The 21,367-nt window shown below is 64.7% G+C and carries 10 protein-coding genes, 1 tRNA gene and 4 pseudogenes; 2 read left to right on the forward strand and 13 right to left on the reverse strand.

Annotated elements, in window-relative coordinates:
• Positions 1 to 133 precede the first annotated feature (133 nt).
• Positions 134 to 393: pseudogene (locus tag ACSKB8_RS32180) on the reverse strand (hypothetical protein).
• 256 nt (positions 394 to 649) lie between these two features.
• On the opposite strand from ACSKB8_RS32180, the gene ACSKB8_RS32185 reads away from it, so the two are divergent.
• Entirely contained in the window at positions 650 to 844 is a 195-nt protein-coding gene (locus ACSKB8_RS32185; protein ID WP_438108441.1) for a hypothetical protein, read from the forward strand.
• 81 nt (positions 845 to 925) lie between these two features.
• Here ACSKB8_RS32185 and ACSKB8_RS32190 read toward each other — a convergent pair whose 3' ends face one another.
• The 7 genes and pseudogenes from ACSKB8_RS32190 to ACSKB8_RS32220 all read right to left on the reverse strand — a co-directional run bounded on the left by ACSKB8_RS32190 (position 926) and on the right by ACSKB8_RS32220 (position 11,377).
• Positions 926 to 1,072 carry a hypothetical protein gene (locus tag ACSKB8_RS32190; protein ID WP_438108443.1) on the reverse strand — a complete coding sequence of 49 codons (147 nt, stop codon included), beginning with the start codon at positions 1,070 to 1,072 and terminating at the stop codon, positions 926 to 928.
• Positions 1,073 to 1,250: 178 nt separating this feature from the next.
• Positions 1,251 to 1,324 (reverse strand) — tRNA-Cys (locus ACSKB8_RS32195).
• Between the two features lie 119 nt (positions 1,325 to 1,443).
• Positions 1,444 to 2,183, reverse strand: a pseudogene (locus ACSKB8_RS32200) (tRNA-uridine aminocarboxypropyltransferase).
• A gap of 36 nt (positions 2,184 to 2,219) precedes the next feature.
• A pseudogene (locus ACSKB8_RS32205) lies at positions 2,220 to 5,325 on the reverse strand (efflux RND transporter permease subunit).
• Complete coding sequence (locus ACSKB8_RS32210) at positions 5,325 to 8,474, reverse strand: efflux RND transporter permease subunit (protein ID WP_438108445.1); 3,150 nt, start codon at positions 8,472 to 8,474, stop codon at positions 5,325 to 5,327. Before ACSKB8_RS32210 ends, ACSKB8_RS32205 begins: the two are co-directional and overlap by 1 nt.
• 37 nt (positions 8,475 to 8,511) lie before the next feature.
• The gene (locus ACSKB8_RS32215) at positions 8,512 to 9,903 is read right to left on the reverse strand and encodes an efflux RND transporter periplasmic adaptor subunit (protein ID WP_438108447.1); all 1,392 of its coding nucleotides are present in this window, start codon (positions 9,901 to 9,903) and stop codon (positions 8,512 to 8,514) included.
• Positions 9,893 to 11,377, reverse strand: coding sequence for an efflux transporter outer membrane subunit (locus ACSKB8_RS32220; protein ID WP_438108449.1), 1,485 nt, complete (start codon positions 11,375 to 11,377; stop codon positions 9,893 to 9,895). The genes ACSKB8_RS32215 and ACSKB8_RS32220 overlap by 11 nt, the downstream gene beginning before the upstream one ends.
• A 726-nt stretch (positions 11,378 to 12,103) precedes the next feature.
• Here ACSKB8_RS32220 and ACSKB8_RS32225 point away from each other — a divergent pair.
• Positions 12,104 to 13,138, forward strand: a complete 1,035-nt coding sequence (locus tag ACSKB8_RS32225) for a cysteine synthase A (protein ID WP_130214075.1) — start codon at positions 12,104 to 12,106, stop codon at positions 13,136 to 13,138.
• A gap of 61 nt (positions 13,139 to 13,199) precedes the next feature.
• Here ACSKB8_RS32225 and ACSKB8_RS32230 read toward each other — a convergent pair.
• The 5 genes and pseudogenes from ACSKB8_RS32230 to ACSKB8_RS32250 form a co-directional block, all read right to left on the reverse strand.
• Positions 13,200 to 15,444, reverse strand: a pseudogene (locus tag ACSKB8_RS32230) (O-linked N-acetylglucosamine transferase family protein).
• Positions 15,445 to 15,545: 101 nt separating this feature from the next.
• Positions 15,546 to 17,786, reverse strand: a complete 2,241-nt coding sequence (locus tag ACSKB8_RS32235) for an O-linked N-acetylglucosamine transferase family protein (protein ID WP_438108450.1) — start codon at positions 17,784 to 17,786, stop codon at positions 15,546 to 15,548.
• A 99-nt stretch (positions 17,787 to 17,885) separates the two neighbouring features.
• The gene (locus ACSKB8_RS32240; protein WP_370987371.1) at positions 17,886 to 18,623 is read right to left on the reverse strand and encodes an amino acid ABC transporter ATP-binding protein; all 738 of its coding nucleotides are present in this window, start codon (positions 18,621 to 18,623) and stop codon (positions 17,886 to 17,888) included.
• A gap of 11 nt (positions 18,624 to 18,634) precedes the next feature.
• The gene (locus ACSKB8_RS32245; RefSeq protein ID WP_438108452.1) at positions 18,635 to 20,155 is read right to left on the reverse strand and encodes an amino acid ABC transporter permease; all 1,521 of its coding nucleotides are present in this window, start codon (positions 20,153 to 20,155) and stop codon (positions 18,635 to 18,637) included.
• Positions 20,152 to 21,357 carry an amino acid ABC transporter permease gene (locus ACSKB8_RS32250; protein WP_438108454.1) on the reverse strand — a complete coding sequence of 402 codons (1,206 nt, stop codon included), beginning with the start codon at positions 21,355 to 21,357 and terminating at the stop codon, positions 20,152 to 20,154. The genes ACSKB8_RS32245 and ACSKB8_RS32250 overlap by 4 nt, the downstream gene beginning before the upstream one ends.
• Positions 21,358 to 21,367 lie beyond the last annotated feature (10 nt).

Raw genomic sequence — 21,367 nt, forward strand, 5'->3', positions numbered from 1 at the left:
AGTGGAGCATCTAGGGCCGCCTTCCCCAGCAAATCAACCGGACCTCCACAGTCTGTCCGCAGCATATTCACAAGTTGACCGTGCCGGATTCGTGAGCCTGTGCAAGCCACTTGCTGCGCACAAATCCACAGGACTACCCGCCGGCCTGGTCGAACACGCTGCGGAGGCTTCGCTCAGGCTGGCCCGGTTGCGCCGCAGGCACGCGGTGATGGCACGGACGTTGGGGATTTCGCCGGCGCAGAGGCGGTAGACGTCGGGCGTGCAGGCCCGGCGCTGCGCTGGTGTTCCCTGCGCATGGGCGGCGGAGGCAAACAGCGTCAGAAACAGCCCGACGGTCGAGGCGCGGCGCGCCCGGTTCTTCACACCTGCAAATCGCAAGAACCTCGCCTTCATGACTGCTCTCCCGTTCTGCCCTGCCCGCCCGGCTGCGTTGGCCGGCGTCGCAACAGACGGTGCGAGAAATAAACCTGCGGGGATGTGAGTTTATTCACAGTCCTCGCAAGCGGAGGAACCTAGAGTTCCTAAGGGGTCTCAGGAATTGCTAACCAATCGGGACCCGATTGCCGGATCGTTAAAATGCGAACGATCGGGTCAATCAGGAAACAAACCGGCTTTGCGACATTGCGCCATCCGCGTTCCGGAGGGTGTGATGAGCGAAGCCGAATTCAACTTGCTGCTGGATGCCGTCCGGGACGTCATGATTCACGAAGATTTCGCGCCCGCGCCGGAGGAGGAATTCGTGCCCCGCTCGTGGTCGTACGCCGCAACGCCCAAAGCCGCCAATGACAATGAGGGCGCTTGGCCCCTCCTGCCCTTTCCGGACGGCTGGTACGCAGCCTGCTGAGCCACCTTCGCTGAGAGTGGAAGCGCCCGCCTCGCGGGCGTTTTGCTATAGGCATGCGCAGCAAACCCGGCACAGCGACGATCAAGTCTTGACGCGCTCCTCACCGTCCTGCGGCACTCGGTCGGATGCGACCGGCGGAAAAATGCTGTCATAGATTGCGCGCGCCTCGCGAATGAGGCGAGCCCGTTCCAGCTCGGATTTCGGGACAAATCGGACGATGTCGCCCACGGCTTCTCCAACGCTCGGTTGATCGGATATCCCGCCCAACCGATGCGAACTCTATGCCAACGGGCCTGAATCGCGGGTTCCCAGCGGGCCCCGGGCAAAGCCGGTAGCAAGCCGCGCGAAAGCAATACTTGCGGAACCTGAGCCGAGGTGAGTTTATGCTGAAGAATCAGAGGCTTGATGGAGGCCACGACCAGAATTGAACTGGTGTACACGGTTTTGCAGACCGTTGCGTAACCACTCCGCCACGTGGCCCCGTAAGGGCGGAGCAATATAGGGGATGAAGGGTTTAGGCAACCGCCTTCGTCCCACTTTCCAGGCGACTTCCAACTCCTTGACAGAGACCTCGAGCGCTATGCTTTTGCTCCAGCCTGTCAGGCTCGCTTGCGACGCCGGAAGTCGCGGCGGCCGCGCTTCGGGCAGGTCTGGGCGCCAATTCCGGCATCTCGGCCTGGACCTCGCGATAGCGCGCCAACAGTCGCTCAAAACTGGCGTGCAGGGTGTCAGCGATATCAGGACGCCGCTCGAGGCCCGCGAGGATCGTCGCCGCCGCCTCGATGGTCGAGAGGCCGTCGCGGCGTGGCTCCTTGCGCAGGCGCCCGTAGCGCGACGGGTGCGCCGGGTTCAGGATCACGCGCTGGCATTTCAGCATCCAGGGATTGCGCCACCACAGCGCCTTGGCCTGGCTCCAGGTGCCGTCGAGCAGCACCACGCCTTCGAGCTTGCCGAGGATCGCCCGCTGATTTTCTGCGATCTCGCCCTTGCGGTTGAGCGCGACGATCTCGCCTTCGGCGTCGAGAGCGGCGGCGCGGGCCGAGCCGAGATAGAGCACGGCCCAACGCGCGGCATTCTCGACCGGCCGGCCCAGCGCCTTGGACAGGCTCGGCCAGGACAGGCCGACGCGCACCGTGGCATCGGCGAAATGCTTCGCGAGCAGCCGGGCGGTGCCGAGCGCCCTGTCCTGCTCCTGCGGATGCTGGAGGATCAGGAGCGACAGCCGATTTTCAATGGGCGTGACGCTGTCGCAGATGCACAGCGGCATCGGCTTCTGGCAGTGCGGGCATTCGGGGATCGGCTCGGCCGGCGCGGCGGCGGTGTCGGGCGCGTTGGACATGGCGCCGCTATACGCTCGATGCGGCGCCTCAACAACCTATTCCGCCGGCGCGGCCAGCGGGCGCGGCGCGGTTCGCCGCCGCAGACGGTCGATCAGGAGGTAGATCACCGGCGTCGTGTAGAGCGTCAGGATCTGCGAGACGAACAGACCGCCGATGATGGTGATGCCGAGCGGACGCCGCAGTTCCGTGCCGGGGCCGGTCGCGACCACCAGCGGAATGCCGGCGAACAACGCCGCCATCGTCGTCATCAGGATCGGGCGGAAGCGCGCCTGGCAGGCCTCGAAGATCGCTTCCGCCGAGGACAGCCCGCGCTGGCGCTCGGCATCGAGCGCGAAGTCGACCATCATGATGCCGTTCTTCTTGACGATGCCGATCAGCAGGATGATGCCGACGAAGGCGATCACCGTCAGCGGCGTGTTGGTCAATTGAAGCGCAAGCAGCGCGCCGAGTCCGGCCGACGGCAGCGTCGAGATGATCGTGAGCGGATGGGCGAGGCTCTCATAGAGCACGCCGAGCACGATATACATCGCGACCAGCGCGCCGAGGATCAAGAGCGGCTGACGGCCACTGGTCCTGGCGAAATCACCCGCATTGCCGTCAAAGCTGCCGCGGATGCCTTCCGGCATGTGCAATTCCTCGACCGCACGCTGGATGTTCTGCGTCGCGGCCTGGAGCGGCACGTCGGGCAAGAGGTTGAACGACACCGTGGTCGAAGGGAACGACTGCGAGTGATAGACGGCGAGTGCGGCGAGGCCTCGCGTCGCATGGACCACGGCGGACAGCGGTACCTGCGCGTCGCCCGCGCCCGCGACATAGATGCGTTCGAGGTTGGAGGGATCAACCTGGAATTTCGGGTCGATCTCCAGCACGGTCATGTACTGGTTGCGCTGGGTGTAAATAATTCCGATCTGCCGCTGCGCGAAAGCATTGTTCAGCGCATTGTCGATGTCCTGCACCTTGACGCCGAGCGCCGAGGCCTTCTGGCGGTCGATCGACAAGGTCAGCTGAAGCCCGCCGGGATCGCGATCGCTGGAAATGTCGGTGATGCCTTCGACGCTCTCCATGCGTTTGGCCACGATCGGCGCCCATTTCTGCAGCAGGCCGAGATCTGTGCTGGTCAGCGTGTACTGGTAGTCGGAATCGCTTTGTCGTCCGCCGGCGCGCACGTCCTGGGCGGCGAACATGAAGAGGCGGATGCCGGGCACGGGATACAATGCGCGCCTGAGACGGTCGATGACGACCTGCGTCGAGACGTGGTCGCGCTCCTCCGGCGGCTTCAGGCTGATGAACATGGTGCCGCGGTTCGAGGTGGCGCCGCCGGGGCCGACGCCGCTGCCGACGGTCGAGCCGATGCCAGCCACGGCAGGATCCTGCATCACGATGTCGGCGAGCCGCTGCTGCAGGCCGAGCATCGACTGAAACGAGATGTCGGCCGAGGCGCGCGTCGCCCCGATCACGAAGCCGGAATCGTCGGTCGGGAAATAGCCCTTGGGGACCTTGATGTAGAGCGTCACGGTGAGAGCGATGGTGGCGAAGAACACCAGCAACGTCAGCAGCGGGAATTCCAGCGCGGTGCGCAGGGTGCGGGTATAGAAGGCGACGATGCGCGACAGTGAGCCCTCGATCAGGCGATCGAACAAGGTCGCGGTGCCGGACGTGGTCTGCCGGATGTAATGGGCGCAGATCATCGGCGTCACCGTGAGCGACACCAGCGTCGAGACCAGGATCGCGAAGGTCAGCGTCAGCGAGAATTCGCGGAGCAGCCGGCCGACGATGCCGTCCATGAAGATCAGCGGCGTGAACGCCGCGATCAGCGAACAGGCTGATCGAGACCACGGTGAAGCCGATCTGCTTCGCGCCCTCCTGCGCCGCCCGGAACGGCCGCATGCCGTGCTCGAGATTGCGGAACATGTTCTCGATCATGACGATGGCGTCGTCGACCACGAAGCCGACGGAGATCGCCAGCGCCATCAGCGACAGATTGTCGATCGAGAAGCCCGCAATCCACATGCCGGCACAGGTGCCAGCCAGCGCCAGCGGCACCGAGATGCCCGCCGCGATCGTCGGCGTCAGCCGCCGCAGGAACACGAACACCACGATCATGACGAGGAACGCGGTCGCCAGCAGGGTCCATTGCATGTCCAGGACGCTGGCGCGGATCGTGCCGGTGCGATCGACCAGGGTGGATATCTCAACGCCGGCTGGGATCCACTGCTTCAATGCCGGGATCAGCGCCTTGACCCTGTTGACGGTGTCGATGACGTTGGCATCGCCCTGCTTGGTGATCTGGATCAGCACGGCCGGCTGCTTGTTGAACCAGGCGATCGAGCGGGCGTTGCGGACGGAATCCTCGATATCGGCGACGTCGGAGAGCCGGACGAAATTGCCGTTCGAGCTCTTGATGACGATGTCGCGGAATTCCTTCGCCGTGCGCATCTGCCGATTGAGCGCCAGCGTCTCGCTCTGGCGCTCGCCGTTGAAGATGCCGACGGGACCGAGCGGATTGGCATTGATGATCGCGGTCCTGACGTCGTCAGTGGCGATGCCTGCGTTCGACAGCGCGACGGGATTGAGCTGCACTCGCACGGCCGGCTGATCGGCGCCGGAGACCGTGACGTCGCCGACCCCCGGCACTTGCGAGATGCGCTGGGCGATGACCGTATCGGCGACGTCGTAGATCGCGCTGGCCGACAGCGTCTTCGAGGTCAGCGCCAGCACGAAGACGGGCGCACCGGCCGTGTTGGCTTTGCGAAAGCGTGGCAGTGTCGGCAGGTCGCTCGGCAGATCGATGAGCGAGGCGTTGATGGCTGCCTGCACGTCGCGGGCGGCCTTGTCGATGTTGCGGCCGATGTCGAACTGGAGCTGGATGTTGGTCGTGCCAAGCGAGCTCGTGGACGTGATCTGGTTGATGCCGGCGATCTCACCTAAGCGCCGCTCCAGTGGCGAAGCCACAGTCGCGGCCATCACGGACGGATCGGCGCCGGGCCGGCTGGCCGAGACGAAGATGGCGGGAAAGTCGACGTTCGGGACGGAGGCGACGGGAAGGAACTCGTAGGCGACGACACCCAGCAGGAACAACCCGATCGACAGCAGCGTGGTCGCAACCGGGCGGCGGATGAAGGGCTCCGAGATCGATGCCATCACTGCATCCCCTCGGTCGCGCCCGCGACCGGCGGGCCGCCGGATTCGGCCGGCGGCAGCGCCTGCTCGAGGTGGCGGTTGATGCGGTCCAGTGCGAGGTAGATCACGGGCGTGGTGTAGAGTGTGAGCAGCTGGCTCAGCAGCAGGCCGCCGATGATGGAGATGCCGAGCGGGAAGCGCAACTCGGCGCCGGTACCGCTCTCGATCGCGAGCGGCAGCGCGCCGAACAGGGCCGCCAGCGTCGTCATCATGATCGGACGGAAGCGCAACAGACACGCCTGCACGATCGCCTCGTTCGGCGACATGCCCTGCCCGCGTTCGGCCTCGAGCGCGAAGTCGATCATCATGATCGCGTTCTTCTTGACGATGCCCATTAAGAGGATGATGCCGATCAGGCCGATCACCGAGAGATCCTGCCCGCACAGCACCAGGGCCAGGATGGCGCCGACGCCGGCCGAGGGCAGCGTCGACAGGATCGTGATCGGGTGGATGTAGCTCTCATAGAGCACACCCAACACGATGTAGATCGTGATGACGGCGGCGAGCAGCAGCCAGGGCTGGCCGGCGAGCGCCTTGGCGAACTCGGCGGCATCGCCGGCATAAACACCGACGATGCTGTTGGGCATGCCGATCCGGGTTTCGATCCTCTTGACCGCCTCGACGGCATCGCCCAGCGCCGCGCCGGGCGCGAGGTTGAAGCTGAGGGACACGGAGGGGAATTGCGCCTGGTGCGAGATCGCGAGCGGCGCCGTAGTGCGCTTCAGCGTCGCCACGGTCGACAGCGGCACCTGGGCACTCGGCGCGCCGACGATGCTGCTCGCCGCGCCCGGCAGATAGAGCTTCGACAGGATCGAGGGATCGCGCTGGTACATCGGCAGGGCCTCCAGCACGACGCGGTACTGGTTGGCCTGGCCGTAGATTGTCGAGATCTGCCGCTGCGCGAAGGCGTCGTTCAGCGTGTCGGTAATTCCTTGCAAACTCACGCCGAGCTGACCGGCGCGGGTACGGTCGACATCGAGCTGTGCCCGCAGGCCGCCTTCCTGCGCCTCCGAGGAGACGTCGCGGAACAGCGGGTCGCGCCGCATCTCCGCCACCAGCTTGCCGGCCCATTCCGAGACCAGCGTCGCATCGGTGCCGGTCAGCGTGTACTGGTATTGCGAGCGGCTCGACTGGGTCGAGATCTGCACGTCCTGCACCGGCTGGAAATAGACGGTCATGCCGGGGATGCCTGACACCCTCTCCTTCAGGCGGATCACGACCGCCGCGACATCGTCACGCCGTTCGCCGCGCGGTTTCAAGGTCATGACGAGGCGCCCGACATTGGTGGTCGGGTTGACCGAGCCGGCGCCGATGACTGAGACCACGCCGACCACATCGGGATCGGCCTTGATGGCAGCGGCGGCCTCGGCCTGCCGCTTCTGCATCTCCGCGAACGACACGTCGGGCCCGGCTTCCGTCACTGCCGTGATCGAGGCGGTGTCCTGAAGCGGCAGGAAGCCTTTTGGCGCGACGACATAGAGGACGAGGGTCGCAGCCAGCGTGGCGAAGGTCACGAGCAGTGTGGCGCGCTGACGCTCCAGCACCCACAAAAGCGTGCGGTGATAGAACTCGACGGTGCGGTCGATGAAGCGGCTGATCGCAGCGAGTCCAGGAACCGCCAGCTCCTCATGGGCGTGCTTGAGCAGCCGCGAGCACATCATCGGCGTCAGCGTCAGCGAGACCACCGCCGAGGTGACGACCGCGATGGTCAGCGTCAGCGCGAATTCGCGGAACATGCGCCCGACGAGGCCCGACATAAACAAGAGCGGGATGAAGACCGCGATCAGCGACACCGTCAGCGAGATCACGGTGAAGCCGATTTCGCTCGCGCCCTTGAGCGAGGCTTCCATCGCACTCTCGCCATTCTCCATGTGGCGGACGATGTTCTCGATCATGACGATGGCGTCGTCGACGACGAAGCCTGTGCCGATCGTGAGCGCCATCAGCGACAGATTGTCGAGGCTGAAGCCGGCAAAATACATGATGCCGAAGCTCGTGATCAGCGACAGCGGCAGTGCCACGCCCGCGATCAGCGTGGCGCGAAGCGAACGCAGGAACAACAGCACCACCAGGGTCACCAGCACGACGCTCAGGATCAGCGTGAACTGGACGTCATGGACCGAGGCACGAATGGTGACGGTGCGGTCGGAGACGATGGTGAGGTTTACGCCGGCCGGAATCGCGCGCTGCACCTTGGGGATCTCGGCGCGGATCTGGCTGACAACGTCGATGACGTTGGCGCCGGGCTGGCGCTGAATGTCGATGATGACGGCCGGCGTGCCCTGGTACCAGCCGCCGGTGCGGTCGTTCTCGAGACCATCGACGATCTGCGCGACGTCGGCAATGGTGACGGGCGAGCCGTTGCGGTAGGCAATGATAACGGGCTTGTAGGCGTCCGCCGCGGCGATCTGGTCGTTGGCGGCGATGATGTAGGATTGCTGCGCGCCGTCGAGCGAGCCCTTCGGCCCCGAGACGTTGGCATTGGCGATTGCGGTGCGCAGGTCCTCCATGGCGATGCCATAGGCCGCGAGCCGCGCCAGATCGGCCTGGATACGCACGGCCGGCTTCAGCCCGCCGAGCACCGAGACCCGTCCGACACCGGAGATCTGGCTCAAGCGTTGCGCCAGAATGGTGTCGGCAATGTCGCTCATCACGCGCAGCGAGATGGTGTCCGAGCGCAGCGCCAGCGTCATCACCGGCGCGTCTGCCGGATTCACCTTGGCGTAAGTCGGCGGATAAGGCAGCGTCTTGGGCAGCACGCCGGCCGCCGCGTTGATCGCAGCCTGCACGTCCTGAGTCGCGCCGTCGATGTCGCGGTTGAGGTCGAACTGGAGCGAGATCTGGCTGACGCCGAACGAGCTCGTCGAGTTCATCGCCGACAGCGACGGGATCTGGCCGAGCTGCCGCTCCAGCGGTGCGGTGATCAGCGAGGCGATCACGTCGGGGCTCGCACCCGGAAGCTGCGTCGTCACCTGCACGGTCGGGAAATCGACCTGTGGCAGCGCCGAGACAGGGAGCGCGAAGTAGCCGAGCGCGCCGCCGATCAGCAGCGCGATGCCGAGCAGCGAGGTTGCGATCGGTCGTCGGATGAAGGGTTCGGAGACACCCATGGGTTACGCCTGCCGCGTCAAGCGGCTGTTGTCGGGATCATGGCTGCTTGGCTCCACTTCCCGTTGCCCCCGGCCCCGGTGCTGGCCCGGTCTGTCCCTTCTGGTCGCCCTCGCTGCTCTTGCGCTTGGCGCGGAACTCGCCGTCTTTGCCCTGTCCGTCCTTCTGGCCTTCCTTGGCACCATCCTTCTTCTGAGCGTCCGGCCCGCGTGAGCGCTTGCGCGGGGCAAGATCGGCCGAGGGGGTCTGGTCGTCGCGGCCGACCGTCACCTTGGAGCCGTCGGACAAATTGGCAAAGCCCGTGGTGACGACCTTGTCGTTCGGCGACAGGCCGCTGGCGATGACGGCGTCATGCTCGTTCTGCTGCGTCACCGTCACGGGCTTGGCCGAGACGATGTTGTCCTCGCCGATGACATAGCTGAAGGTCCCGATCGGACCACGCTGCACCGCAGAGGTCGGCACCACCAGCGCCTGCGTCAAGGTCTCGACCTTGAGGCGGACATTGACGAACTGGCCCGGCCAGAGCTGGTAGTTGGCGTTGGGGAATTCCGCCTTGAGCCTGAGCGTGCCGGTGGTCTGGTCGACCTGGTTGTCGATGCCGGTGAGCTTGCCGGTATCGATCACCGTGATGCCGTCATTGCCGAACACGTCGACAGCGAGCGCACCCTTCGCCGCCGCGGCATTGACGCGCATGATCTGCTGCTGCGGCAGGCTGAACCACACTGCGATCGGCTGCAACTGGGTGATGACGACAAGGCCGGTGGTGTCGGAGGCGTGGATGATGTTGCCCTGGTCGACCTGGCGCAGGCCGACTCGGCCCGAGAGCGGCGCCACGATCTTGGTGTAGCTCAGCGTCGCCGCGGCATTGTCGATCGCGGCCTGATCCGCCTTCACCAGCGCCTCGGTCTGCGCCACCAGGGCCCGCTGGGTGTCGGCCTGCTGCTTGGAGCCGGCATTGGTGGCGGCGAGCTGCTCGTAGCGCGCAAGGTCGATGCGCTGGTTGGCGAGTTGGGCCTGATCCTGCGCCTTCTTGGCCACCGCCTGATCGTACTGCGCCTGATAAATCGCCGGATCGATCTCGCCGAGCACGTCGCCCTTCTTGACGTCCTGACCTTCGGTGAAATTGACCGCGATCAACTTGCCGTCCACCTGCGAGCGCACGGTCACGGTATTGAGCGCGCGGATCGCACCGACGCCGTCGAGATAAACCGGCACGTCCTGGACGCGCGGGCTCGCCGCCAGCACGGGCACCGGCAGATCGGGCCGCTGGTTGCGGTTGTTCGCCTGCTGCTGATGCGTGACGGTCCAGCCGAGATAACCAAGGCCGCCGAGGATCGCGAGCGTGATCAGGGTCATGACCAGGCCGCGGCCGCGCGATTTTTTCGCCGTCCCCTCCTTCGCGCCTTGCTTCGTCTCCGGCTTAAAGAGCATTGACCGGTTTCTCCATCCTCGGCTCCCAACCGCCGCCGAGCGCCTGGTACAGGCTGACGATGGCGAGAAGCCGCGCGAGTTGGGCCTGCGACAGCGCGTCTTCCGCCTGGAACAGGGTCAGTTGGGTGTTGAGCACGGTCACGATGTCGGCAGTGCCGGCGCGCAATTGCTGCTCGGAGAGATCGAAGGCGCGGCGCGAGGCGGCGACGACATCGCGCTGCAATTGCAGCTTGATCGTGGTCTGCTTGATCGAGAACAGCGCATTGTCGACGTCGGCAAAGGCCTGGACGATGGTCTTGCGGTAGGTCTGGAGCAGCTCGTCCTGTCGCGCCTTGGCAAGTTCGAAATTGCCGAGGATCCTGCCGCCGTCGAAGATCGGCTGCGTGGCGCTGCCGACGAGCTGGAAGAAGGCGGCGTGCGGCTGGAACAGCGAGACCAGCGCCGAGCTCTGATAGCCGCCATTGCCGGTCAGCTGGATCGTCGGAAAGAATTGAGCGCGGGCATTCCCGATGTTTGCGGTGGCCGAGGCGAGCTGCGCCTCCTGCCGGCGGATGTCCGGCCGCTGCGTCAGGATCTCGGACGGCAGGCCGGGCGTGACGCGCGGGATCGCGATCCGGTCCAGCGAGCCGCCGAGCACGCGCACACTCTCCGGCGGGCGCGATACCAACACAGCCAGCGCGTTGATGTTCTGGTCGAGCGTCTGGCGCAGTGGCGGCACCAAGGCCTTCTGGTTCGCGACCAGGCTCTCCTGCTGGGCGACGTCAAGATCGCTTCCGGTGCCGGCCTTACGCCGCTCCTTGACCGCATCGAGGATGCGTTGCGCGCTCGCGATGTTGCGCTGAGAGGTCCTGATGCGGTCCTGCGAGGCCAGTACCTGGAAATAGGCATTGGCGACGGCCGCCAGCGTCGTCAGCGCGACCGTGTCGCGATCGAAGCGGTTGGCGTTCGCCGTCTCCTCGGCCGTTTGCAGTGCATCGCGGTTCTGGCCCCAGAAGTCGAGCTGGTAGCTCGCGCTCAGCGAGGCCGAATAGTCGACGACCTCGCGTCCGCCGATGGACAGGCCCGAGGCGCTCGAGCCCGAGGTACGTGAATAGGTTTCCGATCCGGCCGTGGACAGGCTCGGCAGCAGCGCCGCGCCCGCCTGCCGCGCCTGGGCGTCGGCCTGGACGATGCGCGCCACCGCAGCGGCGATGTCGAGGTTGACGGTCTGCGCCTCCTGCATCAGCTGCGTCAGCTCCGCGGAGCGAAAACCGCGCCACCAATCCAGCGGCGGCGGCGCATCCCCTTTGCCGGCGTATTTGTACTGCGTGGGAACATCGAGCGCGGGATCGGGAAGATCCTGCGTCAGCACGCAAGCGCCCGAACTGGCCGCGAGGCACAGCGCCGCAAGCCAGCGCGCCGCGTGCCGCGTCCTGGACGCAGACCCCGGAGACCGCCGCATGGCGATCGCAGGAACAACTTGTGTCACATCCACCCCCCGCCGGGCAGATCGAGCCGCCACCGCGAAGCCGGATTAACCGATTCGCGGCGGCGCAGTCGGGGGGCGTTGGACGACTCGTTCACAGCTGTGATGCTTTCTGCGGAACCTGAGACCCATATTAGCCGGGCGCGGAACTGCGGGACAGTCCCGCAGGTGCGAGAGGCGCGCCGGAACGGACCGACATGAGGACCGCGCAAATGCAAGATGTCCTTGTCTTGCAGCGGCTTCTTGCATTTCAGCGCCGCACTGACACGTGCTCAAGCTTACTAAGATTTCATGTGATATTGCCGCAACACCGGCGCGGCTCGATCCTGTTGCACCGCTTATCAGCACCCACGCGACTTCAACTCGGTCTCGAGGTCCGGCCGGGCCACTCTCACGAGATCGTCAATTGCCGAACACGAACGCGCCTCGCTCAGATATGCCTTCAAGCTTCCGGACGCCTTTCACCCAGCTCGACATCGAGGCGAAGATTGTCGCGAGGACCGCCCACGACGATCGTTATCTCCCGTGCTCGGACGAAGATCGCCCATATTCTCCTACCGATATCCCGCCTCGCGGCCCAGCACATCATCGCCGGGTCTGTGCTCTCAAAAATATCCCTGCTGCGGCGGGGGCTTCGACCGGTTTCGCCGCAGCGCAAAAGCCTTCCCCTTTTGTCTTGCAAGCACTAGGTTCTGGCCAAGCTGATCAACCCCTTTGCCAGTGATTTCCCCCGATATGACCATCAAGAATGACGTTGTCGAAGCCATCGGCAACACCCCGCTCATCAAGCTCAAGCGCGCCTCGGAATTGACCGGCTGCACCATCCTGGGCAAGGCCGAGTTCATGAATCCCGGCCAGTCGGTGAAGGACCGGGCCGGCAAATGGATGATCCTGGAGGCCGAGAAGCGCGGCGAGCTGAAGCCCGGCGGGCTCGTGGTGGAGGCGACGGCCGGCAACACCGGCATCGGGCTTGCGGTCGTTGCGAGCGCGCGGGGCTACCGCACGCTGATCGTGATCCCGGAGACGCAGAGCCAGGAGAAGAAGGATTTCTTGAAGCTGTGCGGCGCCGAGCTGATCGAGGTGCCGGCCCTGCCCTATGCCAACCCGAACAGCTACCAGCATGTCGGCCGGCGCCTCGCCGACGAGCTGCGCAAGACCGAGCCCAATGGCGTGCTCTTCGCCGACCAGTGGAACAATCTCGACAACGCCAAGGCGCATTACGAATCCACCGGACCCGAGATCTGGGAGCAGACCGGCGGCAAGGTCGACGGCTTCGTCTGCTCGGTCGGCAGCGGCGGCACGCTAGCCGGCGTCAGCCGCTATCTCAAAGAGAAGAACAAGAACATCCGCATCGCCTGCGCCGATCCGCACGGCGCCGGCATGTACGAATATTTCAGGACCGGCGATCCCAAGGCTACGCCCGGCGGCTCGATCACCGAGGGCATCGGCCTCAACCGCGCGACCGCGATCGTCGAGACGGCCAAGGTCGATGACGCCTATCTCATTCCCGACGCTGAAGCCGTCAGCGCGATCTATGAGCTGCTCCAGCACGAAGGCCTGTGCCTCGGCGGCTCCACCGGCATCAATATCGTCGGCGCGATACGCCTTGCGAAGCAGCTCGGACCCGGCAAGACGATCGTCACCGTGCTCTGCGATTCCGGCAGCCGCTATCAGTCGAAGCTGTTCAACGCGGACTTCATGCGCGCCAAGAACCTTCCCGTGCCGGAGTGGCTGGAGAAGCGCAGCAACATCAAGCCGCCATTCGTCTGACTGCCGTAGGCTTCCTCACATCCGGAAAGCGCGCGCCCAAGGGGCCCGCGCGGCCGGCTGTTTACGCGACGTCGCCGCGCTCGGAGGCCGCGGCACAATGGTCGCGCCAGAACTGGCGATAGCCCGCCTCGACCCCGCGCGTATAGATCTCGACATTGCCGGCCGGGGAAGCTGCGATCCGAGCCGGCAACTCCGCGCGCAACTTCGCCAGCTGCGCAGGCTGCGCCGCATATTTGCACGCGATTGCGGCGTAGCCCTCGTCGTCCTCGGCGACCCAGTCGTCGAGCCCGACGGCAGCCACGATGGCGCCACCGGCGCGCGACGATGCGCCGTTGCCGAGCTTTGCGACGACCGGAACCCCCGCATAGAGGGATTCCCAGGTGCTGACGCCGCCATTTTGCGGGAACGTATCGAGGGAGATGTCGACCTGCGCGAAGGCCAACAGGTGCTCGTGGCGTGGGGTCGAGCCCATGCAGATGACGTTCTCTTTGGCGATACCCTGCGCCACGAACCGCGCGATCAGACTGTTCGCGCAGCAAGGAATCATCGAGCAAAGTATGTTTGATGATGATCTTCGATCCGGTCGCCTCGCGCATCACTTTCGCCCATACGCGGATTGCCTGGTCCGAGATCTTGTAGATGCGGTTGAACACACCGAAGGTGACATAGCCGTTGCGGAGCATGGGAAGCTCCGAAGGCGGCACATCCAGGATGGGATCGGTCGTGATCAGGCACGGCAGATCGTGAACCTTTTCGGCGAGCAAATGGCGCGCCGATTGCGGAATGAAGACCGGATCGGCGAGCACGTAGTCCATGGTCTGAAGGCCCGTACCGGTCGCGTGGCCGAAGCCCGTGACCTGGATGGGAGCCGGCTTGCGGGCGAATACGGGCAGCCTGTTGCCGGTCGAATGCCCGGACACGTCGATCAGGATATCGACATTGTCGGCCTGGATACGATCGGCCAGCTCGTCATCCGAAAGCTGCCAAGCGTCGACCCAGATATCCGCCAACGCCTTGAATTCGGCGGTCATCTCGTCTCGCAACGGCGAGCACGAATAGCAGACGATTTCGAATTTCGCGTGATCATGATGGCGCAGCACCGGCAGCAGGCCGAACGCCGCCGAATGGTACCAGAACTCGGCAGCGACATAACCGATCACGATCCGTCTGTCAGGATCGAGTTGCCGGGGTGAGAGCTTCCGTTGCGGCAACCTGGCGCCGATCGCGTCCCACCAATATTTTCGCGCGGCCTGCTGGACCGCGAAATCGGCGTCGGAAAGAAAGTCCAGAAAGTGGATCTTCCGCGCGATCAAGTCCGCATGGTCCGGCGCGATTGCCAGCGCGGCGTCGAGATGCTCGATCGCGGATGCGATCTCTCCCTGGTTTGCAAAACAGGCGCTCAGCAGCGTCATCGCGATCGCGGAGCGCGGATTTTCCTCGAGCAAGGTCTTGACGGCCGCAATCGCCTGCGCCGTGTTGCCCATGGCAAGCGAGACCTGCGCCTTTCCCTGCAAGGCCACCTCGAGCCTGGGCGAAAGCGCCAGCGCTGCATCAAAATCCGCCGCCGCCCGCTCCGACCGCGACAGCTCGAGATGGAGCCGTCCGCGGTGTGCCAGAGCCTTCGCCGAATTGGGCCTGATCGTCAGCGCCGCGCCGAGCGCGGCTTCCGCCTCATCGTAGTGCTTGAGCTCGATACTGACCACGGCTTTGCCGACGAGCGCTTCCACGTGACGCGACTGAAACACCAATGCGCGCTCGAAACTTTGCTTGGCGCGATCAAACTGGCGCAGCGTCAGCTCCGCCAAGCCTCGATTGCAAAGCGCATCGGCATGGTCCGGCTTCAGCCGAATGGCGCGATCGTACGCTTCGATGGCCTGTTCGGGCAGGTTCAGGTGGAGCAGGGTATTACCGAGGCTGGTCAGGGCCTGCGGAAAATTCGGCTTCAGCGCGATCGCCTTCTCCTGACATGCGCGGGCGGCCTCAAATTGCCCGAGACCGGAGTGTACGGTCGCGAGATTGTTATAGGCCTCATGCGAACGCGGCTCGAGCGCGATCGCGCGCGCGAGCAGCTGTTGCGCCTCCTCCAGGCGGCCGCCTTGATGCGCGCACAGGCCGAGCAGGTGCGTGGCGTCGAAATGATCGGGAACGGCTTGCAGGATCTGACGGCACAGCGCCTCGCTCTCTGCATATCGTCCCTGGCCATGAGCACTTGCCGCGGCGGAGATGATGGCGTCCGCCTGCTTCTTCAATTTCTTCTGCAATCGCGCGTTCTGGAACGCGCGCGCGCCGGCGCCGCTGCTCTGCAAGGTGTCTCTCCGGAGAATGGCCCGGAAAGAGTCTAACTGATTCGCGGCCGGCGCCGCCCCGTGAGCTGGACCAGTAACGCCCTGGGGCGCAACCGACCTGCTTATGCCAGCTCGCCGCCGTCCGAGGCGGCGGCACAATAATCGCGCCAGAACTGGCGGTAACCCGCCTCGAGCTCACGCGTGTAGATCTCGACATTGCCGGCGGGCGAGGCTGCAATCTGAGCCGGCAACTGCGCGCGCAACTTCGCGAGATGATCGGGCTGCGTCGCAAATTTGCGCGCGATCTCGATATAGCCCTCGTCATCCTCGGCGACCCAGTCGCCGAGACCGACGGCGGCCACGATGGAGGCGCCGGCGCGCGACGACGCCCCGTTGCCGAGCTTGGCCACCACGGGAACACCCTTGTAGAGCGATTCCCAGGTGCTGATGCCGCCATTTTGCGGGAACGTATCGAGGGAAATATCGACCTGGGCAAAAGCCGCCAGGTGGTCGTTGCGCGAGGTGGTGCCCAGGCAGGTGATGTTCTCCTCGGCAACGCCCTGCGCCACGAAGCGCGCGACCAGGCTATCGCGCAGCAATTGGTCATCGAGCAGACCATGCTTGAGGATGATTTTCGATCCCGGCAGCTCTCGCATCAAACGCGACCACACCCGGATCGCATCGTCCGATATCTTGTAGATGCGGTTGAACACGCCGAAGGTGACGTAGCCGTTGCGGAGCATCGGCAGCTCGGAAGGCGCCAGATCCGAGACGGGCTCCATCGTGATCAGGCACGGCAGATCGTGGATCTTTTCGGCAAACAAATGCCGAACCGATGGCGGAATGAAAATGGGATCCGCGAGCACATAGTCCATGGTCTGCATGCCCGTGCCCGTCGCGTGTCCGAAGCCGGTGGCCTGGATCGGGGCCGGCTTCCGCGCGAAGACCTGCAGCCTGTTACCGGTCGTGTGGCCCGAAACGTCGATGAGGATGTCGACATTGTCGGCCTGAATGCGATCGGCGAGTTCGTCGTCCGATAGCTGCCAGGCGTCGACCCAGACGTCCGCCATTTGCTTGAACTTGGCGGTGTACTCGTCCTCTCCCGGCCAAGAGTAGTAGCAGATGATTTCAAATCTGGCGTGATCATGATGGCGCAGCACCGGCAGCAAAGTGAGCCCCGCCGAGTGCTGCCGGAATTCGGCAGCGACATAGCCGACCACGATCCGCTTTTCCGGATCAAGCGGCCGCTTCGGCAGCTCCCTTCGCGGCAGCTTGGAACCGATCAAGTCCCACCAGTCTCGTCGGACCGCCTGCTGGACCACGAAATCGGCCTCGGCACGGTAGTCCTGCAAGAAGATCTTGCCCCTGATCGCATCGCCATAGTCCGGTCGGATCGCCAGCGCGCGATCGAGATATTCGATCGCGGCGTCCATGTCCCCCTGGTTCGAATAAGCGAAGCCCATCAGCGCCAACCCCATCTCGGAGCGCGGATTTCGCTCGATCAAGGTCGTCGCGGCCGCCATCGCCTGCGCGGTCTTTCCCATGACGAGGCAGGCCTGCGCCTTCCCCCGGAGCGCCAGTTCGAGCTTCGGCGAAATCGCAAGCGCCGCCTCGAAATCCGCAAGCGCGGGCTCCAGGCGCTGCAGCTCGTAACTGAGGCGCCCGCGCTGGGCCAGGATCCTCGGCGCGCCGGGCTTGATCGCGAGCGCCATGGCAAACTTGGCTGCTGCTTCCTCGTGGTGCCGCAGCTCCATGCTGACCATGCCGCTGCCGACGATGGCCTCGGCGTGACGCGGCTGAAACAGCAGGGCGCGATCGAAACTTTCCTTGGCGCGAGTGACCTGTCCAAGCAAGATCTCGACCATGCCGCGATTGCAGAACGCATCGGCATAATCCGGCTTCAACTTGATGGCGCGTTCGTGCAACTCGATCGCCTGGCCGTACTGCCCCAAATGCATCAGCGTATTGCCGAGGTTGGTCAGCGCCACCGCGAAATTCGGCTTCAGCGCGATGGCCTTCTCCTGGCACCGCCGCGCCTCTTCGTAATTGCCGAGGTCGAAATGCACTGTCGCGAGATTGTTATGGGCATCGTGCAGGCGCGGATCGAGCTCGATCACGCGCTCAAGCAATTGTTGCGCCTCCTCCAGGCGCCGGCCGTCATGCGCGCACATGCCGAACAGGTGCATGGCGTCGACATGATCCGGAATCGCTTTCAGGATCTCACGGCAGAGCGCCTCGGTCTCGGCAAATCTGCCCTGGCCATACGCGGCGGCCGCGGCGGAGAGGATGGCATCCGCCTGCTTCATCAATTTTTTCTGCAATCGCGCGTTCTGGAATGCGCGCGCGCCGCCGCTGCTCTGCAAAGTGTCTCTCCGGAGGATTGCCCGGAAAGAGTTTAACTGATTCGCGGCCAGGGCCGGCCGATCAGCTGGAGCGGGGACGCCCCCGGGATTTCCCGGGGCTCAGCGCAGGATCTGGCTCAGGAAAAGCTTGGTGCGGGCGTGCTGCGGGGCGGCGAAGAATTCTTTCGGCGTGTTGGCCTCGATGATCTGGCCGGCGTCCATGAACACGACCCGGTTGGCGACCTCGCGGGCAAAGCCCATCTCGTGGGTGACGACCAGCATGGTCATGCCCTCCTCGGCGAGATCGACCATGGTGTCGAGCACCTCCTTGACCATTTCGGGGTCGAGCGCCGAGGTTGGCTCGTCGAACAGCATCACCTTCGGGTTCATGGTCAGCGCACGGGCGATCGCGACGCGCTGCTGCTGGCCGCCGGACATCTGGCCGGGAAACTTGTTGGCCTGGTGCGGGATCTTGACCCGCTCCAGGAATTTCATGGCGGCCTCCTCGGCATCCTTCTTGGGGATGTTGCGCACCCAGATCGGCGCCAGCGTGCAATTATCGAGGACCGTGAGATGCGGGAACAGATTGAAGCTCTGAAACACCATGCCGACTTCGCGTCGCACCGCATCGATACGCTTGAGGTTCGGACCGAGCTCGATGCCGTCGACGACGATCTCGCCCTCCTGGAATTCCTCGAGCGCGTTGATGCAGCGGATCAGCGTCGACTTGCCCGAACCCGACGGCCCGCAGATCACGATGCGCTCGCCCTTGTGGACCTCGAGGTCGATGTCGCGCAGGACGTGAAAGTCGCCGTACCATTTGTTGAGGCCGGAAATCTTGACGATGGGGTCGGACATGGTGAGCTCCATCAGTTGCGGCGGTGAACGTTGAGGCGGTGCTCGACGAACAGCGAGTAGCGCGACATTCCAAAGCAGAAGATGAAATAGATGACGCCGGCGAAGGCAAAGCCGGTGAACGCGGTCGACGGCGTCGACCATTTCGGATCCGAGAACGAGGCGCGCAGCGAGCCGAGGAGATCGAACAGCGCCACGATCGAGACCAGCGAGGTGTCCTTGAACAGCGAGATGAAGCTGTTGACGAGGTTCGGAATGACGTGGCGCAGCGCCTGCGGCAGCACGATCAGCGAGGTCGTCTTCCACCAGGATAGCCCCAGGGCCGCGGCCGCCTCGCCCTGCCCGCGCGGAATCGCGGCTAAGCCGCCGCGGACGTTCTCGGCCTGATAGGCGCCCGTGAACAGCGCAATCCCGATCAGGGCGCGCACGAGCCCGTCGACGGTGAAATTGCCGGGCAGGAACAAAGGCAGCATGTAGGTGGCGAAGAACAGCACGGTGATCAGCGGCACGCCGCGCCAGAATTCGATGAAGGCGATCGAGAAGATCCGGATCAGTGGAATGGTCGAGCGGCGGCCGAGCGCCAGCGCGACACCGATCGGCAGCGAGGTGACGATGCCGGTGACCGAGACCACCAGCGTCACCAGAAGGCCACCCCAGAGATTGGTTGCGACAACCGGCAATCCCCCACGGTCGAGGCCCATCAGATTGATGACGATCGCGATGCCGATGAAGGCGGCGATGCTGGATGCCAGAGCCCGCCCCCCGGTGCGAATGCCACCACCAAGCACGAAGGCGATCAGGCAGACAATCGCGGCCGTGATGGCGAAATCGGCCCAGACCGGCTGCCCCGTCTCCTGGATCTGATCGCGCAGCCAGGTGAGCGGAAAGATCAGCCAGGAGATCGCCGTGCCGACCAGCAGGATGAGGCTTCCGACGGCCCACAGCAGCGGTGCGATGGTTGACGTCTTGCTGAGATTGAGCAGCGCCTGCCCGGCACCGATGATGCTCTCGTCGAACAATTGCAGCAGGCCGGCCGTCCAGCTCAGGCCCAATCCCTTGATGCCGCCGCCGTGCAACAGGAAGAATGCCACCACCGGAAGGGCGATGAAGAACAGGCTGGCATTCAGCCCCTTCGCGGGCAGCCTGGGAATGAGCATCGGCGCCAGCAGGACCACCGCCAAGACGAACGTGAGATTGACCCGCCAGCGCTCGGCCTCGGGATAGAAGCCATAGATCAGTTGCGGCAGCTTGGCCTGGATGTAGGGCCAGCAGGCCCCGACCGCAAAGCCGGCGTTCTCGGCGAGGCAAGCCGTGCGATCCTTGCCGGTCCAGACCGCATCGACCATCAGGAACTTGACCGAGGGAACGATGGTGAACCAGAGCAGCAGCGCGCCCACGATCGTGAGCAGGATGTTGGTCGGCGAGTTGAACAGGCGGGTGCGCAGCACGCCGATGAAGCCCGTGGTCTTGACCGGCGCGGGACGCTCGGCGACCAGGTCCCGACGGACGAAGGCGGACGTCGCAATATCGCTCATGCGCCGAGGCTCCGGCTGACGCGCCAACCGTAGACGCTCATGATCGCGCTGGTGACGAGGGAGATCAGGAGGTAGACGCCCATCGTCATAGCGATGATCTCGATCGCCTGCCCGGTCTGGCTCAGCGAGGTGCCGGCGAATACCGACACCAGGTCAGGATAGCCGATCGCCACGGCCAGCGAGGAATTTTTCGTGAGGTTGAGGTATTGGTTGGTCAGCGGCGGCACGATGACGCGCATGGCCTGCGGCACGACGATCAGCCGGAGCGTGGTGCCGCGGCTGAGACCCAGCGAGGACCCCGCCTCCATCTGCCCCTTGTGGACGGACAGGATGCCGGCGCGCACGATCTCGGCGATGAAGGCGGCGGTATAGGTCGATAGCGCCAAGGTCAGCGCCACGAACTCCGGGATGATGCGCGAGCCGCCGGCGAAATTGAACCCTTTGAGCTGCGGCAACTCGACGGTGAAAGGTAAACCGAACACCAAGATGGTGGCGAGCGGCAGCCCGAACAGCAGACCCAGCACATAGGGCCAGATCCGGATCATCCGCCCTTCCTGAAACAGCGCGCGCCGCGCATAGATGCGCAAGGCCAGCGCCGCGACGATGCCGAGCGCCAGCATCGCCAGGAACGGCTCGAGACCGCTCTCGCCGATCGGGCTGGGAACCACGAGGCCGCGATTGCTAAGGAAGGCAATGCCGAGCAGCGAAATGCTCTGCCGCGGATTGGGCAACGCCGCGAGCACCGCGAGGTACCAGAACAGGATCTGGAATAGCAGCGGCAGGTTGCGGATGATCTCGACATAGATCTCGCCGACGCGCGACAAGAGCCAGTTCGGCGACAGCCGGCACAGCGCGACGATGAAGCCGATCACGGTGGCGAAGACGATGCCGACCACCGAGACCACGAGCGTGTTCAGAAGCCCGACTACGAACACGCGCAGGAACGTGTCCGAGCCGGTGTAGGGAATCAGGGTCTGATTGACGTCGAAGCCGGCATTGTTGCGGAGGAAGCCGAACCCGGCGGCGATGTGCTGGTTTTCGAGGTTGGCGCGGGCGTTGGAGACGATCTCATAGCCGATCCAGCCCAAGATCGCCGCGAAGGCAAACTGGACGGCAATGCCGTTCCAGCCTGCCTTGCCGCCCAGCACACGCCTGATCTTCAGCGCGATCTGGGGCGGCGGTTTACGGGCCTCGGTGCTCATCGCCGCGAGC

Source organism: Bradyrhizobium sp. BR 1432, assembly GCF_051547705.1.
Lineage (GTDB): Bacteria > Pseudomonadota > Alphaproteobacteria > Rhizobiales > Xanthobacteraceae > Bradyrhizobium > Bradyrhizobium zhanjiangense.

Bases quoted from the DNA above. Each gene is read 5' to 3' on its own strand.
- ACSKB8_RS32185 (WP_438108441.1), top strand. From the start codon at position 650: ATGAGCGAAGCCGAATTCAACTTGCTGCTGGATGCCGTCCGGGACGTC.
- ACSKB8_RS32215 (WP_438108447.1), bottom strand. From the start codon at position 9,903: ATGCTCTTTAAGCCGGAGACGAAGCAAGGCGCGAAGGAGGGGACGGCG.
- ACSKB8_RS32210 (WP_438108445.1), bottom strand. From the start codon at position 8,474: ATGGGTGTCTCCGAACCCTTCATCCGACGACCGATCGCAACCTCGCTG.
- ACSKB8_RS32245 (WP_438108452.1), bottom strand. From the start codon at position 20,155: ATGAGCGATATTGCGACGTCCGCCTTCGTCCGTCGGGACCTGGTCGCC.
- ACSKB8_RS32250 (WP_438108454.1), bottom strand. From the start codon at position 21,357: ATGAGCACCGAGGCCCGTAAACCGCCGCCCCAGATCGCGCTGAAGATC.
- ACSKB8_RS32225 (WP_130214075.1), top strand. From the start codon at position 12,104: ATGACCATCAAGAATGACGTTGTCGAAGCCATCGGCAACACCCCGCTC.
- ACSKB8_RS32240 (WP_370987371.1), bottom strand. From the start codon at position 18,623: ATGTCCGACCCCATCGTCAAGATTTCCGGCCTCAACAAATGGTACGGC.